Here is a 16,403-nt window from a genome sequence, read left to right on the forward strand (position 1 = left end):
ATGGGGGGTAAAGAGCAAGTAAGCGGTAGAAGGCATTTTTATACGTTTGATGCATTGCGCTTCTTTGCTTTTTTCAAAGTGTTCTTACTGCATTTACCTATCGTAGCTTTTCCTTGGTTTAACTATTTAAAAGCCGGAGGAGGTATTGGAGTGCAGTTTTTCTTTGTGTTGAGTGGCTTTCTTATTAGCTATATCATACTTGAAGAACAAAAGCGAACAGGTACACTCCATCTAAAGAATTTCTTTGTAAGAAGGGTGTTGAGGATATGGCCGTTGTATTATTTGATGGTGCTAGTGGCTTATATAACCCCATATATTTTAAATAATGTACTGCACCTAAGTTCCTCTTCTACTGGGTATGAACCTCAACTATGGGTGTCTCTGACATTTTTAGAGAATTATAAGATGATGATAACTGGCACACATGCCAATGCTTCTCCTTTATCTGTTATGTGGTCTTTATGTATAGAGGAGCATTTTTATATTATTTGGGGGCTAGCGCTCTATTTCCTTAAGTTGAAGGGGGCTATGAGGCTTATTGTTGTTAGTCTTCTGGTCGGGGTTTTGTCTCGAGTTGTATATGTATGGCTGGGTATCCCCACTAGTGATGTGTTTACCAATATTGATCTATTTGCTTTAGGAGCGCTGCCCGCGTATTACCTTATTAAGTATCCTGAAAGAACTGAGGCTTTCGTTGATAAAATATCCCGAAAGGTAAAGTTGTTGTATGTCTTTTCGCTGCTAATTATAGTAACTATATGCTCGCAATATAATGAGGATAAAGACTTTATATTGCTTACTTCACTACTTGGTGTGTTGTTTGCAGGGTTAATTTTACTTACGCTAGGTAAAAAGAATGCCTTAAGGGTTAGTGATAAAACCGTACTGAGTAAGCTGGGGATATATACTTACGGTCTTTATTTGTACCATACGTTGGTTATCAACCTGTTGCTACAGATATTTAAAAAATATGATTGGGGGCTGGAGCAGTCGACCACTGCTGTAGTGTTTGTAGTGTTGGCTTTACTGCTGACTATAGTCATTAGTATGCTTTCTTACCACCTGTTTGAAAAACAGTTCTTGAAACTGAAAAAGTATTTTAGGAACGTTTCTTAATTACTGACAAAGACTACAATAGCAATAGCGGCATAGATGCAAATTAGTGCGGCAGTAATGATTCTTGTTCTTGTTTGGGCTTGTTTTAAAGGTATCTTGTAAGACATTCTTTTGCTTGATTTTCCTATTAATAATGGTTAGGCTGCTACACTATCTATCTATAACGTGTCATTGTATAAAATATTGTTAAAGGGGCAATATTTTTTTTCGTGCGGTAAAAAACTACAAATATGTTGCCAAACTCAAATTAGGCACTGAAAATAGAAATAGTTTTTACATAAAAAAAGAAAGATGCTCATTAAGAACATCTTTCTTTTAAACTAATATCTAAAAATTATAGGCTACAAGAACCTCCGCTGATCTTAGCTGCATTGTTCCAAGTGTCGCAAGCAGATTGAGCGTCTTTTTTCTTAACCTTAGGATAGGTGTAAGAAGCAGTAGTTGAACCATCTGCAGCTTTACAAGTGCAAGTGTAGTCTTTTTTACAAGATGTCATTGCCATAGCACCAAATAATGCCATAGCTGCGATTGAGGCGATTTTTTTCATAATAGATGAAATTTTATATTAATAAATAAAGGTTGACGGACTTGTTCCTTCTTTGATGATAACAAAGGTATATTGCACTAATAGCAATATATATACCCTTTGTTCGGTAAATTTTTATCAGTGCCAGCACGGATAATACTAGAGATTGAGTATGATTTTTTCTTTAAGAATAGGGTATAGTATTAGGAAATACTCCATAAAAAGGTGTAAATTGGATTCAGTTCTTTCAATTTTATGCCCCTTGTTTGCTGGCCTTGGAGAAAAAACGTTGGTTTTTTGTTAACATTTTTTGGCTAAAATCAATTTTTGGAATATTTTTTGCTATTTCCGACCTTCTGTGTATCTTTGCAGTCCCTTTTTTTGGGAGCTAGCTCGTGCACATTATAATATTGATTAATTTTTGTTGATATCAGATATGACCTATTCTGAAAGACATGTTCTTTTGGAGTGGGGATTTTTTATTTGAAAAACAAAGAAAAAAGGAGTTATAACATACTTATGTCATCAATACTACAGAAAAGAACTGCAACAGGTCGTGTAAATTTTGGTAAGATACATGATGTAGCAGCAACGCCTGATCTATTGGCTATTCAGCTTCAGTCTTTCCAGGACTTTTTCCAGTTAGAAACAACACCGGACAAGCGTGATAATGAGGGTTTATTCCGCGTGTTTAAGGAAAACTTCCCGATCACTGATACTCGTAACATTTTCGTGTTAGAGTTCTTAGATTATTTTATTGACCCGCCAAGGTACACTATTGAAGAGTGTATGGCTCGTGGGCTTACTTATTCTGTGCCTCTAAAGGCTAAGCTTCGTTTGAGCTGTAATGATGAGGAGCACGTAGATTTCGAGACAATTGTACAGGACGTATTCTTGGGTAATATCCCATACATGACGCCTAGAGGTACTTTTGTTATCAATGGTGCTGAGCGTGTTGTGGTTTCTCAGCTACACCGTTCTCCAGGTGTATTCTTTGGTCAGAGTACTCACCCTAACGGAACTAAGATATACAGTGCGCGTGTAATTCCTTTCAAGGGTGCTTGGATGGAATTTGCGACAGACATCAATAACGTGATGTATGCTTATATCGACCGTAAGAAAAAATTCCCTGTAACTACTTTGCTACGTTCTATCGGTTATGAAACAGATAAGGACATCTTGGAGCTATTTGGAATGGCTGACGAGGTTAAAGTAGATAAGAAGAGCATGGCTCAAAACCTTGGTCGTCGTTTGGCGGCACGTGTACTTCGTACATGGACTGAAGATTTTGTGGATGAAGATACAGGTGAGGTAGTGTCTATCGAGCGTAATGAGGTTGTTTTGGATCGTGATAGCGTGCTAGATGAAGATAACGCTGACATGATTGAAGAAATGGGTATCGATACGATCTTCTTACAGAAGGAAGAGGTTAGTGGAGATTTCTCTATCATCTACAATACATTGAATAAAGATACTTCTAACTCTGAGTTGGAAGCTGTTCAACATATCTATCGTCAATTGCGTGGTTCTGACGCTCCTGATGATGAGACTGCGCGTGGTATCATTGAGAAGTTATTCTTCAGTGATAAGCGTTATGACCTTGGTGAAGTTGGTCGTTATAAGATCAACCGTAAGCTAGGTTTGGATATCGACTTGGATACTAAAGTGTTGAGCAAGGAAGATATCATCTCTATCATTAAATACTTGGTACGCCTTACCAACGGTAAAGCTGAGATAGATGATATTGACCACTTAAGCAACCGTCGTGTACGTACTGTGGGTGAGCAATTGTTTGCACAGTTTGGTGTAGGTCTTGCTCGTATGGCACGTACTATACGTGAGCGTATGAACGTTCGTGATAATGAGGTCTTTACTCCGATCGACTTGATCAACGCACGTACACTATCGTCTGTTATCAACTCTTTCTTTGGTACATCTCAATTATCTCAGTTCCTTGACCAAACCAACCCTCTATCAGAGATCACGCACAAGCGTCGTATTTCTGCGCTAGGACCAGGTGGTTTGAGTAGAGAGCGTGCAGGTTTTGAGGTTCGTGACGTACACTATAGCCACTATGGTCGTCTTTGTACTATTGAAACTCCGGAAGGTCCGAACATTGGTCTTATCTCTACACTATGTGTACACGCTAAGATCAACGAGATGGGCTTTATCGAAACACCATATCGTAAGGTAAAGGATGGTAAGGTTGATTTGAAAAATCATCATTACCTAAGTGCAGAAGAAGAGGATGAAGCAAAAATTGCACAGGCAAACATTGCTTTGGATGATAAAGGTGTATTTATTGAAGAGAAGATCAAATCTCGTCAAACAGGTGACTTCCCGATACTAGAGCGTGAAGAAGTAGAATTCATGGATGTTGCACCTAACCAAATCGTAGGTTTGAGTGCCTCTCTTATTCCTTTCTTGGAGCATGATGATGCCAACCGTGCATTGATGGGATCGAACATGCAACGTCAGGCAGTTCCGTTGATCATACCACAAGTGCCTATCGTAGGTACGGGTCTTGAGGCTAGTGCTGCACGTGATGCTCGTATACAAATACACGCAGAGGGTGAAGGTGTGATCGAATATGTAGATGCTAAAGAGATACACGTACGTTACAATCGTGATGAGAAGCAACGTTTGGTATCTTTTGAAGATGACTTGAAAGTATACACACTTACTAAGTATAATAAAACCAACCAAGGTTCATGTATTACATTGAAACCTTGTATCCGTCGCGGACAGAAAGTACAGAAAGGTGACTTCTTAACCGAAGGTTACGCAACTGTAAACGGTGAGATCGCACTAGGACGTAACTTGAAAGTGGCCTTCATGCCATGGAAGGGTTATAACTTCGAGGATGCGATAGTGATCAATGAAAAAGTGGTTCGTGAAGACTTGTTCACATCAATACATATCGATGAGTATGAGTTGGAAGTACGTGATACTAAACTAGGTGAAGAAGAATTGACTCCGGATATTCCAAACGTATCAGAAGAGGCAACCAAAGACTTGGATGAGAACGGTATTATCCGTGTAGGTGCTCAAGTAGGTGAGGGTGATATCTTAATTGGTAAGATCACTCCAAAAGGAGAAACAGATCCTACTCCGGAAGAGAAACTACTTCGTGCAATATTCGGTGATAAAGCTGGTGATGCTAAAGATGCTTCTCTTAAAGCTTCAAGCGGTACTGAAGGTGTTGTTATTTCTAAGCAGTTGTTCCAACGTGTGAAGAAAGACAAGAATGCTAAGGTGCGTGAGAAAGCACAAATGGAGAAGATAGAGAAGACACATGAGCAAAACCTTTCTGACATCAAAAATCTATTGTTAGATAAGTTGATGACGCTATTGAAGGATAAATCTTCTACAGGTGTTAGCAACAATTTTGGTGAGCTATTGATCAGCAAAGGTGGTAAGTTCAATGCTAAGACGTTAAGCACTATCGACTTCTTGAACGTTAACCCTCTAGGATGGACAGGTGATGATGAAGTAGATGAGTTGATCAATCAGTTATTGCACAACTACAATATCAGATACAACGAAGAGCTAGGCCGTTACAAGCGTGAGAAATTTAACCTAAGCATTGGTGATGAGTTGCCAACAGGTGTGTTGAAACTAGCTAAAGTATACTTGGCAAGTAAGCGTAAGCTGAAAGTAGGTGATAAGATGGCGGGTCGTCATGGTAACAAGGGTATCGTTGCTCGTATCGTTCGTCAGGAAGATATGCCATTCTTAGAAGATGGTACTCCTGTTGATATCGTTCTTAACCCACTGGGTGTACCTTCAAGGATGAACTTGGGTCAGATCTACGAGACTATCTTAGGATGGGCTGGTGAGAAGCTAGGAGTAAACTTTGCAACGCCGATCTTTGACGGTGCATCTCCTGCTGAGATATCTCAGTTGATCGAAGAGGCTGGTTTGCCTGCATTTGGTCACAGCTATCTATACGATGGTGAGACGGGAGAGCGTTTCGACCAGAAAGCAACAGTAGGTATCATCTACATCATCAAACTACACCACATGGTGGATGATAAGATGCACGCACGTTCTATCGGACCATACAGCTTGATCACGCAACAACCATTGGGTGGTAAGGCTCAGTTTGGTGGTCAGCGTTTTGGTGAGATGGAGGTATGGGCACTAGAAGCATATGGTGCTGCTAACATCTTGCAAGAGCTACTAACGTTGAAGTCGGATGACATCATCGGACGTGCTAAGACTTATGAGGCAATCGTTAAAGGAGACAATGTACCGAAACCAGGTATACCTGAATCTTTCAACGTATTGGTAAATGAGCTTAGAGGTCTAGGTCTTGAATTGAAATTTGATTAATAAAAATATCTCGTAGGAGCTACAATAGCTCCTACGTTTGATAATTATATAAGTTAATACAGTAAACGCTTCATAAAAATATGGCTATTAAAAAAGAAAACCGCCCTAAACCGGGTTTCGACAAAATTACCATTAGCCTGGCATCGCCTGATACTATTCTTGATCGTTCTTACGGTGAAGTATTAAAGCCAGAGACGATCAACTATCGTACGTATAAGCCAGAGCGCGACGGCTTGTTTTGTGAGAAAATATTTGGCCCTGTAAAGGACTATGAGTGTTATTGCGGTAAATATAAGCGTATCCGTTATAAGGGTATCGTTTGTGACCGTTGTGGTGTTGAAGTAACAGAGAAGAAAGTACGTCGTGAGCGTATGGGACATATCAAATTGGTAGTTCCTATCGTACACATATGGTATTTCAAGAGCTTGCCGAACAAGATCGGTTACTTGATGGGCGTTAGCTCTAAGAAGTTGGAAAGCATTGTGTACTATGAGCGCTATACTGTAGTACAAGCTGGTGAGGCTGAGGATTTGATCCGCCAGAAGTTGAACCTTAAAGATTCTGAATCTACTGATAAACAATTGATCACTGAAGATGAGTATCTAGAGATCCTAGAAACTATCTCTCAGGAGAACCAATATTTGCCTGACGAAGACCCTAATAAGTTCATCGCTAAGATGGGTGCTGATGCGGTACATGCTATCCTTAGCCGTATCGATCTAGATCAGTTGTCTTACGACCTTCGTAATGCAGCAGCTAACGAAACTTCTCAACAACGTAAGCAAGAGGCATTGAAGCGTTTGAGTGTTGTTGAAGCGTTCCGTGATGCTAATACGAGAGTAGAGAACAGGCTAGAGTGGACAGTGATGCAATACATCCCTGTTATTCCACCAGAGCTTCGTCCTCTAGTTCCTTTGGATGGTGGTCGTTTCGCGTCTTCTGACCTGAATGATCTTTACCGTCGTGTGATCATTCGTAACAATCGTTTGAAGCGTTTGATAGAGATCAAAGCTCCTGAAGTTATCCTACGTAACGAAAAGCGTATGCTTCAAGAAGCTGTTGACTCTTTATTTGATAATAGCCGTAAGTCTAACGCTGTGAAGGCAGAAGGTGGACGTGCTTTGAAATCACTTTCAGATGTATTGAAAGGTAAGCAAGGTCGTTTCCGTCAAAACCTTTTGGGTAAGCGTGTTGACTATTCTGGTCGTTCTGTAATCGTCGTTGGTCCTGAAATGAAACTACATGAGTGTGGTATTCCTAAGGATATGGCAGCAGAACTATTCAAGCCGTTTATCATCCGTAAACTTATTGAAAGAGGAATAGTTAAAACGGTTAAGAGTGCTAAAAAATTGGTGGAGCGTAAAGAAGCAGTTGTTTGGGACATTCTAGAGAATGTACTTAAAGGACACCCTGTTATGCTTAACCGTGCTCCTACGCTACACCGTTTGTCAATTCAGGCTTTCCAACCTAAATTGATCGAGGGTAAAGCGATACAACTACACCCATTAGTATGTTCTGCGTTCAACGCCGACTTTGATGGTGACCAAATGGCGGTACACGTACCGTTGAGTAACGCTGCGATACTTGAAGCTCAAGTATTAATGCTTGCTTCGCACAATATCTTGAACCCTCAGAATGGTACGCCTATTACGCTACCTTCTCAGGACATGGTATTGGGTCTTTACTATATCTCTAAAGGAAAGCGTTCTGAAGGTGATATGATCGTGAAGGGTAGTGGAATGACCTTCTACAACTCTGAAGAGGTGAATATTGCTTACAACGAAGGTAAAGTTGACCTTCACGCCTTCATCAAGGTGAAAGCAAATGTTCGTCAAGCAGACGGTACATTGAAAAATGAATTGATAGAAACAACTGTAGGACGTGTTATATTCAACAAATACGTTCCTGAAGATAACGGTTATGTAAACGCAATTCTTACTAAGAAATCACTTCGTGAGATCATTGGTAACATATTGAAGAATACCGGTATCCCTGCAACAGTTAAGTTCTTGGATGATATTAAGACACTTGGTTTCCGTAGTGCATTCCGTGGTGGTCTTTCATTCAATATTGAAGACTTGAATGTTCCAAACATTAAGGATGAGTTGGTAGAGTCTGCACAAGCAGAAGTAGATGAAGTTTGGGAAAACTATAACATGGGTCTTATTACAAACAACGAGCGTTATAACCAGATCATTGATATTTGGTCTCGTGTTGATACTCGTGTAACAGAAACATTGATCCATGAGATGGCAACAGATAAGCAAGGGTTCAACTCTGTTTATATGATGCTTGACTCAGGAGCTCGTGGTTCTAAACAACAGGTAAAACAGTTGGCAGGTCTTAGAGGTCTGATGGCTAAACCTCGTCGTAGTGGGTCTAGTGGTTCAGAGATCATTGAAAACCCGATCTTATCTAACTTCAAGGTTGGTCTTAACGTATTGGAGTACTTCATCTCTACGCACGGTGCGCGTAAAGGTCTTGCGGATACGGCTCTTAAAACGGCCGATGCGGGTTACCTAACACGTCGTCTTGTTGACGTAGCTCAAGATGTGGTAATTAATGAAGAAGACTGTGGTACACTACGTGGTACAACTACTTCTGCATTGAAAGATAATGAGGAGATCGTTGAACCATTATATGATCGTATACTAGGTCGTACATCACTTCATGATGTTATTGACCCGCTTACAGATGAGTTGATCATCGAAGCTGGTAAAGAGATCACAGAAGATGTAGCTGCAAGAATAGAAGAGAGTGCTATAGAGGCGGTTGAAATTCGTTCTGTATTGACTTGTGAGAGTCAAAGAGGTGTATGTGCTAAATGTTATGGTAAGAACCTGGCAACAGGTTACATGGCACAGAAAGGAGATTCAGTAGGTATCATCGCTGCACAATCAATTGGTGAGCCGGGTACACAGTTGACACTTCGTACATTCCACGTGGGTGGTGTGGCAGGTTCTTCTGCTATTGAGTCTAACTTGGTTGCTAAGTTTGACGGTACTGTTCAGTTTGATGGTCTTCGTACAACTACATACACTAATGCTGAAGGTAATGAGGTAGAAGTTGTTATTGGTCGTACAGGTGAGATGCGTGTGATAGATTTAGAGAATGATAGACTACTGAATACACATAACATTCCTTACGGTTCTAACTTGTTGATCAAGAACGGTCAGAAAGTGAAGAAAGGTGATGTGATCTGTACATGGGATCCGTTCAACGCCGTTATCGTTTCTGAGATAACTGGTAAGATCGAGTTTGAAAATGTAATTGAAGGTGTTACTTACCGTGAAGAAGCAGATGAGCAAACTGGACACCGTGAGAAAGTTGTTATCGAGACTAAAGATAAAACTAAGATCCCTGCACTATTAGTAACGGATGGAGACGAAGTGAAGTCTTATAACTTACCTGTTGGTTCACACATCATAGTTAAGGCTAATGATAAAGTGAAAAATGGTCAGGTAATCGTTAAGATACCACGTGTGATGGGACGTAGCCGAGATATTACGGGTGGTCTTCCACGTGTAACTGAATTGTTTGAAGCGCGTAACCCAAGTAACCCTGCAATTGTTTCTGCAATTGATGGTGTGGTTTCTTTCGGTAACATCAAGCGTGGTAACCGTGAGATCATAGTAGAGTCTCGTGAAGGTGTTATCAGAAAATATCTTGTTCCATTGACACGTCATATCATGGTACAAGAGGGTGACTTCGTTAAGGCTGGTAAATCATTATCAGACGGTGCGATCACTCCAAGAGATATCCTAAACATCAAAGGACCTTTCGCAGTACAAGAATACTTAGTGAATGAAATTCAAGAGGTATATCGTTTGCAAGGTGTGAAGATCAATGATAAGCATATTGAGGTTATCGTTCGTCAGATGATGCGTAAGGTTGTTATCGTTGATCCGGGAGATACTAAGTTCTTAGAAGATGATACGGTAGATAAGTTTGACTTCATGACGGAGAACGACTGGATATTTGATAAGAAAGTGGTAACAGATGCTGGAGATTCAGCTGAGTTCCACCCTGGTCAAATAGCTACACTTCGTGAGATACGTGAGGAAAACAGTACACTACGTAGAGCTGATAAGAAACTAGTTGAATTCCGTAACGCTGATTCAGCGACATCATCTCCATTATTGTTAGGTATTACTAAGGCTTCACTTGGTACTCGTAGCTGGATATCAGCAGCTTCGTTCCAAGAGACCACTAAGGTGCTTTCTCAAGCAGCTATCAATGGTAAGTCTGATGATCTAATGGGACTGAAGGAGAACGTTATCACAGGTAATCTGATCCCTGCGGGTTCTGGTATGCGCGATTACGATGATATAGTTGTAGGTTCTAAAGAAGAATTTGAACTATTGATGGCTAACCGTGATGTACTTCAGTTTGATGAGGAAGAATAATGCTATAATGACTATAGATACAAAAGGCTACTCTTTAAGAGTAGCCTTTTTCTTTTACAGAAACTATACTGATTTCTTGTTGTTATTCGTTAAATTAGTACTAACCTGACTAAAGAAAACGAAAATGAAGAGGAAACCTGTCATATACTTTCTGTTAGGAGCTGTTATTGCAGCTTCGGTATTTAGTGTTGTGGCTTTTAAAGTAAACGACAATGATGAAAATGTAGTAGAGGTAAAGAAGAACAAAAAGCTTCAATATAAATGGTATATCCCTGATATACCGGAACAGATAGAATTTGCGGGAGAACCAGTACCATTACATAGATGGGATGTAAGAGAACAGTTGGAAAGAGAAGTCCTAACCAACTCTTATTATCATACCAGTACGCTCTATATATTAAGGTTGCAGTCGCGCTATTTTCCTACGATTGAACGTAGATTGAAAGCGAATGGTGTACCAGATGACTTTAAATATCTGTGTGTCGCAGAAAGTGCTTTACGCAATCAGATATCAGGTGCTGGAGCTGTAGGCTTTTGGCAGTTTATGAAAGGTACTGCTCCAAGATATGGATTGGAAGTGACGAGTGAAGTAGATGAAAGGTATGATGTAGAAAAATCTACAGATGCAGCCTGCAAGTATCTAAAAGAGGCATATGAAAAGTTTGGTTCTTGGACTGCAGCGGCAGCGTCGTACAACTGTGGTCAGGCAGGATTTAATAAATTTTCCTCTTACCAGCAGAAAGATAATTATTACGATCTGTTGTTGCCAGAAGAGACCATGCGATATGTTTTCAGGATATTGGCGTTAAAACATATCATGAGTAATGCTAAAGAGCTAGGGTTTGTTGTGTACGATGATGATGCTTACCAACCTCTAGCTATAAGAGAAATTGAAGTAAAGGAAACCATTACTAATTTAGCAGATTTTGCGTTATACAATAATTCGAACTATAGAATGTTGAAGTTGCTTAATCCATGGTTAAGAGGTCATGCTTTAACTGTAAAAAATGGTAAGACTTATACCGTAAAGCTACCTGCAAAAAAATAAGATTATGCGCTATTTGCGTGCCATACTGCCATTAGCCATTACTTGCATACTGGTTTATTTATTGAACACATCAATGAAGAGTGGCCCTGCATTGGGTAAGTTATTAGATCCTGTTGCTGGTGTGTGGACAAATGCCGAACCAATTACAAAGGACTACAATAAGATTCTTGCGTTTGAACAGTTGGAAGGAGCATCTAAAGTGTGGTTCGATGATCGCATGGTGCCACATATACATGCCGATAATGAGCATGATCTATACTTTTTACAAGGATATATACACGCTATGTTTCGCCTGTGGCAAATGGATATGCAAACACGTGCAGCAGCAGGAAGAGTAAGTGAAATAATAGGAGCCAGAGGACTGAACTACGATAGAGACAAGCGAAGAAAAGGAATGGTGTATGGCGCTGAAAGATCGTTGAAGAAAATAGAAGCTGATAGTAGAAGCCGAAACATGTTGGAGGCTTACACGGCAGGTGTCAATCAGTTTATTAGCGAATTAGATCGCAAAAGTTTTCCTTTAGAATACAAGCTAATGAGTTTTGAGCCTGAGCCGTGGACGAACTTAAAAACGTCTTTATTGCTTAAATATATGGCCGACGATCTTACAGGTACAGTACATGATATTCCGCTTACTTATTTGAAGGGGCAGCTTGACGAGGCAACCTTCCAGCTACTGTTCCCAGAAAGGATGAATAACAGTACACCAGTAATTCCCAATAATACAACTCACACAACACCCTCAATGCAAAGACCTGCACAACCTGAAAGGGATGTATGGGCAACTCTGAATGATAGTCATTTTGATAAAAGCACAGACATAGATGGTAAGGGTAGTAATAACTGGGCTGTAAGCGGTAGCAGGACAAAGAATGGAAATGCTATTTTATGTAACGATCCACATCTTGGTTTGAACCTGCCATCTCTATGGTTTGAAGTACAGTTGCAGACACCAAATATGAATGTGTATGGAGCATCATTGCCAGGTGCACCTGGAGTAGTTATAGGTTTTAATGAAAATATATCTTGGGGTTTAACGAATAACTACAGAGATGTAAAAGACTATTATGAAATAGAAGTGTTATCAGATGAAACTTATATGTTTGATAACAAACCTATGAAGTATGATAAGAGAGTAGAGGTTGTAAAAATAAAAGGTGCTCCTGATTTCTATGATACGGTTAATTATACGATCCATGGCCCTGTGATGTATGAGCAAAAGTTTAAGGGCCCTAATGGTTTGGCTATGCCATTGGCTTTAAGATGGATGGCTCATGATGAAAGTAATGAGCTGTTGTCGCTCTATTTATTAAACCATAGTAGCAACTATGATGAGTTTGTTGAAGCCATACACTACTTTGAATGCCCTGCACAGAATATGTTATATGCCGATAAGAAAGGTAATATTGCTTTGTGGGGACAAGGCCAGTTTATCAATAAATGGGAAGAGCAGGGTAAATATGTAATGAAAGGTAATAGCAGTAGTACACTATGGGGAAGTAAAATACCAATGAATGAAAACCCTCATGTGCTCAATCCTCAACAAGGATATTTGAGTTCTGCTAATCAAATAGTAACAGACAGTACTTATCCTTATTGGTATAATGGAAAGTTTGCAGATTATAGAGCATGGCGTATCAACCAAGTATTAGATACTATGCATGCGGCAACTGTAGAAGATATGTTTGCACTACAGGGAGATGTTCATTCAATATTGGCAGAGAAAACATTGCTAGTAATGTTACAGCAAATAGATGTTGATAGTAATAGTAGTTATGTCAGCATGCTACAAGAGTGGGATTATGAGTTAGATGCAGAGAGTGTTGCTGCAACAGTATATCAAAAATGGTGGGAGTTGTTTTATAACGACTTGTGGAAAGCATATGAAAAAGTGCCTGAGCAGCTATATCCCAATACTGAAGTGACAATGCAATTGCTGATAGAAAATAAGTTGCCAACAGATAGTCTGGGAGTGTTATTGACCAATAGTTTTAAACGTACTATTGATTTTTTAGAGCAAAGAGAAAACAAAGAGTGGTATAAGGTAAAGAATACTACAGTTACCCATTTGTCAAAACTGCCAGCCTTTAGTTTTAGTAATTTAAAAATAGGAGGTTGGGGAAATACGGTAAATGCTTCCAAACAAAATCATGGACCTTCCTGGAGAATGGTAGTAGAGATGGGAGAAAAGATAAAGGCCTATGGTGTTTATCCTGGTGGTCAGTCAGGTAACCCTGGCAGTAAAGATTATGGTACGTTTGTGAACAAATGGGCAGAAGGTAGTTACTACGAGTTGTTATTTTTGCCAAATAATAATGAGCAGCAAAATGAACAAATAAAATATACTTGGACAACTGACGCTAAATGAAAAGACTAATAACCATACTCTCAACGGCTATATTGGCTTGGGCGGCATCTTGGCTTATTGCTTGGTGGATGATCGCAGCTATACCTTGCTTGGTAGCTTTTGCTACAAAGCAAAAAGTAGGTGTTGGGTTTCTATACGGTTTTGTGAGTATAGCATTGTTATGGTTATTCCTTATTTACTATGCTGATATGGGGAATGATGGTATTCTGGCAAGACGAATGTCTATTCTTATTCTAGGAACAGAAAGTAATAGTATGTTCATTGCCGTAAATGTATTACTAGGGGGTATCATTGGAGCTTTAGGAGGGTGGAGTGGCGCTTCGTTACGTAAGCTGTTCAACGATTAGTATTCATGCCCATTAAGATCCAACGTTATATAGCTTTCTTTTCTTTAATTCTCTTTTTTGGGAAGCTATGGGCTTGGTACCTAACACACTCCGTTACTATTCTTACCGATGCACTTGAAAGTACAGTAAACGTAATAGCAGGATTTATTGGCTTGTACAGCATTATACTAGCAGCCAAACCAAGAGATCTTAACCACCCTTATGGGCATGGTAAGGCAGAGTCAGTATCTTCAGCAATAGAAGGTGCGCTGATAAGCATTGCTGGTTTGGTGATCATTTTTGAAGCGATCAGTCAACTATTAGAGCCACAACCTATTCATCAATTAGATGTAGGTATATATATTACAGGTGTTACTGGAGTGCTTAACTTCTTTGTTGGCTTTTATGCAGAGCGAGTAGGGAAAAAGAAAAAGTCGCTAATAGTAGAATCGGCAGGTAAGCATTTGAAAACAGATGCTTATTCCACCTTTGCTATTATTATTGGTTTGTGTTTATTGCTGCTTACTGGTTGGCAATGGTTGGATAGTACTGTTGCATTAATCTTTGCAATTGTTATTATCAGAACAGGGTATCAATTGATAAGACGTTCTATGGTGGCTATAATGGATGAAGCAGATGTAGCAGTGTTGAAGGAAGTAATACAAGTGTTGGAAGAGAACAGGCAAGATGATTGGATAGACCTACATAATATGCGCGTGGTAGAGCAAGGACATAAAATGCATATAGATGCACACATGACTTTACCGTGGTACTATCAGGTAAAAGATGCCGAGGCAGAAATTCATCAAGTAGAAGATCTGGTAAAAGAGCACTTCCAAAATAAAATAGATGTTTTTATTCATGTAGATGCATGTGCGCCATATTCCTGCAAGCTATGTGCCTTACAAGACTGTAAGGAAAGACAAAGTCCATTTGTCAATAAGCTGGCATGGACAACAGAAAATATTTGGGACAATAATAAACATGGGAAAGAGGTCGCGAATTAGCCCTTATGGGTTTTCTCTTTCATAGCCTTCATCTACAAGCCAATCACCACTGTCTGCTGCTGCTGTAGCTAGTTCATCACATCTGTTGTTACCTGCATTATTAGCATGGCCTTTCACCCATTGGAATTTTATATTGTGTTTTTTGTAGTAGATCAAAAACTCTTTCCAAAGGTCAACATTCTTTTTATCCTTAAAGCCTTTTTTTACCCAACCAAATAGCCATCCTTTCTCTACAGCATTAACGACATACGATGAGTCTGTATAGATGATGATATTTAAACCATCCCTTGTTAGGTTTTTCAACGCAACAATTACCGCCAGTAACTCCATGCGGTTATTAGTGGTCTTTCTATAGCCTTGAGCAAACTCTTTGACTACAGCTCCCCATTTCATCACTATGCCATATCCTCCAGGGCCAGGGTTGCCACGGGCTGAGCCGTCAGTATAAATAATTAATTGTTGCGACATGAGTAGTTTGCTTAGTGTATATTTGCGTTCAAAAGTAAAGCGTCTGTGTCCAAAATAAAAGTTGCAGCTGTAAGTTATTTGAATACTAAGCCATTATTGTATGGAATAGAACGTAGTCAGATAAGGACAGAGATGGAATTGTTGTTAGACTATCCATCACAATTGGCAGAGCAGCTTATGTCGGGCGCTATAGACATGGCTTTATTACCTGTGGCAGTTATTCCAGATATTCCCAACGCAAGAATAGTAAGTGATTATGGTATAGCTGCTGATGGAGTAGTAGCATCAGTTTCTATTTTTAGTCAAGTGCCCTTAGAGCAGATAGAAACACTTTATTTAGATTATCAATCTCGTACGTCAGTTCGTTTAGCACAGTTACTTTTTGAGAAACATTGGAAGCAAACAGTAGAGTATAAGCCTGCTACAGAACATTATATAGATTATATAAACGGCACTACTGCAGGGGTGATAATAGGAGATAGGGCATTCAAACAGCAAGATAATTTTGAATATATATACGACCTGTCGGAAGCATGGAAGGCATATACAGGGTTGCCTTTTGTATTCGCAGCATGGGTTGCTAATAAAGATTTGCCGACAGAGTTTTTGGAAGCGTTCAATAAAGCAAATGCATTGGGTTTATCAAACATTGATGCAATAGTAGAGGATAACCCATTCCCGTATTGTGATTTAAAGAAATACTATACAGATAATATTCATTATTATCTTGACGAGGATAAAAAGAAAGGCCTGCAACAGTTTTTAGAACTGATACAAGCCTAAGAATATATTTCTTAAGAGTA

At 39.6% G+C, this 16,403-nt stretch carries 10 protein-coding genes; 8 read left to right on the plus strand and 2 right to left on the minus strand.

Annotated elements, in window-relative coordinates; all coding sequences use genetic code 11:
• Entirely contained in the window at positions 1 to 1,116 is a 1,116-nt protein-coding gene (locus tag R2800_01755; GenBank protein ID MEZ5015750.1) for an acyltransferase, read from the plus strand.
• A gap of 334 nt (positions 1,117 to 1,450) precedes the next feature.
• Here the strand turns inward: R2800_01755 and R2800_01760 are convergent, their stop codons facing one another.
• Complete coding sequence (locus tag R2800_01760) at positions 1,451 to 1,663, minus strand: hypothetical protein (GenBank protein MEZ5015751.1); 213 nt, start codon at positions 1,661 to 1,663, stop codon at positions 1,451 to 1,453.
• Positions 1,664 to 2,161: 498 nt separating this feature from the next.
• Between R2800_01760 and rpoB the strand changes: the two genes are divergently transcribed.
• The 6 genes from rpoB to R2800_01790 all read left to right on the plus strand — a co-directional run bounded on the left by rpoB (position 2,162) and on the right by R2800_01790 (position 15,132).
• Entirely contained in the window at positions 2,162 to 5,977 is a 3,816-nt protein-coding gene (gene rpoB, locus R2800_01765; protein MEZ5015752.1) for a DNA-directed RNA polymerase subunit beta, read from the plus strand.
• Positions 5,978 to 6,057: 80 nt separating this feature from the next.
• Positions 6,058 to 10,383 (plus strand): DNA-directed RNA polymerase subunit beta', encoded by a 4,326-nt coding sequence (rpoC, locus tag R2800_01770; protein MEZ5015753.1) that lies wholly within the window; start codon positions 6,058 to 6,060, stop codon positions 10,381 to 10,383.
• Between the two features lie 124 nt (positions 10,384 to 10,507).
• Complete coding sequence (locus R2800_01775) at positions 10,508 to 11,431, plus strand: lytic transglycosylase domain-containing protein (protein MEZ5015754.1); 924 nt, start codon at positions 10,508 to 10,510, stop codon at positions 11,429 to 11,431.
• 4 nt (positions 11,432 to 11,435) lie between these two features.
• The gene (locus tag R2800_01780) at positions 11,436 to 13,799 is read left to right on the plus strand and encodes a penicillin acylase family protein (protein ID MEZ5015755.1); all 2,364 of its coding nucleotides are present in this window, start codon (positions 11,436 to 11,438) and stop codon (positions 13,797 to 13,799) included.
• The gene (locus tag R2800_01785) at positions 13,796 to 14,146 is read left to right on the plus strand and encodes a hypothetical protein (GenBank protein MEZ5015756.1); all 351 of its coding nucleotides are present in this window, start codon (positions 13,796 to 13,798) and stop codon (positions 14,144 to 14,146) included. The genes R2800_01780 and R2800_01785 overlap by 4 nt, the downstream gene beginning before the upstream one ends.
• A 5-nt stretch (positions 14,147 to 14,151) precedes the next feature.
• On the plus strand, positions 14,152 to 15,132 hold the full coding sequence (locus tag R2800_01790) for a cation diffusion facilitator family transporter (GenBank protein MEZ5015757.1): 981 nt from the start codon (positions 14,152 to 14,154) through the stop codon (positions 15,130 to 15,132).
• A gap of 3 nt (positions 15,133 to 15,135) precedes the next feature.
• On the opposite strand, the gene rnhA is transcribed toward R2800_01790, so the two are convergent.
• Positions 15,136 to 15,600 carry a ribonuclease HI gene (rnhA, locus tag R2800_01795; protein MEZ5015758.1) on the minus strand — a complete coding sequence of 155 codons (465 nt, stop codon included), beginning with the start codon at positions 15,598 to 15,600 and terminating at the stop codon, positions 15,136 to 15,138.
• Between the two features lie 45 nt (positions 15,601 to 15,645).
• On the opposite strand from rnhA, the gene R2800_01800 reads away from it, so the two are divergent.
• Complete coding sequence (locus R2800_01800) at positions 15,646 to 16,383, plus strand: menaquinone biosynthesis protein (protein MEZ5015759.1); 738 nt, start codon at positions 15,646 to 15,648, stop codon at positions 16,381 to 16,383.
• The last annotated feature ends 20 nt before the right edge of the window (positions 16,384 to 16,403 follow it).

It is taken from the genome of Flavipsychrobacter sp., assembly GCA_041392855.1.
In the GTDB taxonomy this organism is placed as follows: Bacteria; Bacteroidota; Bacteroidia; order Chitinophagales; family Chitinophagaceae; genus UBA5543.

Excerpts from the sequence above, each read along its gene's own strand:
- R2800_01755 (MEZ5015750.1), top strand. The coding sequence starts at position 1 with ATGGGGGGTAAAGAGCAAGTAAGCGGTAGAAGGCATTTTTATACGTTT.
- R2800_01760 (MEZ5015751.1), bottom strand. The coding sequence starts at position 1,663 with ATGAAAAAAATCGCCTCAATCGCAGCTATGGCATTATTTGGTGCTATG.
- rpoB (MEZ5015752.1), top strand. The coding sequence starts at position 2,162 with ATGTCATCAATACTACAGAAAAGAACTGCAACAGGTCGTGTAAATTTT.
- rpoC (MEZ5015753.1), top strand. The coding sequence starts at position 6,058 with ATGGCTATTAAAAAAGAAAACCGCCCTAAACCGGGTTTCGACAAAATT.
- R2800_01775 (MEZ5015754.1), top strand. The coding sequence starts at position 10,508 with ATGAAGAGGAAACCTGTCATATACTTTCTGTTAGGAGCTGTTATTGCA.
- R2800_01780 (MEZ5015755.1), top strand. The coding sequence starts at position 11,436 with ATGCGCTATTTGCGTGCCATACTGCCATTAGCCATTACTTGCATACTG.
- R2800_01785 (MEZ5015756.1), top strand. The coding sequence starts at position 13,796 with ATGAAAAGACTAATAACCATACTCTCAACGGCTATATTGGCTTGGGCG.
- R2800_01790 (MEZ5015757.1), top strand. The coding sequence starts at position 14,152 with ATGCCCATTAAGATCCAACGTTATATAGCTTTCTTTTCTTTAATTCTC.
- rnhA (MEZ5015758.1), bottom strand. The coding sequence starts at position 15,600 with ATGTCGCAACAATTAATTATTTATACTGACGGCTCAGCCCGTGGCAAC.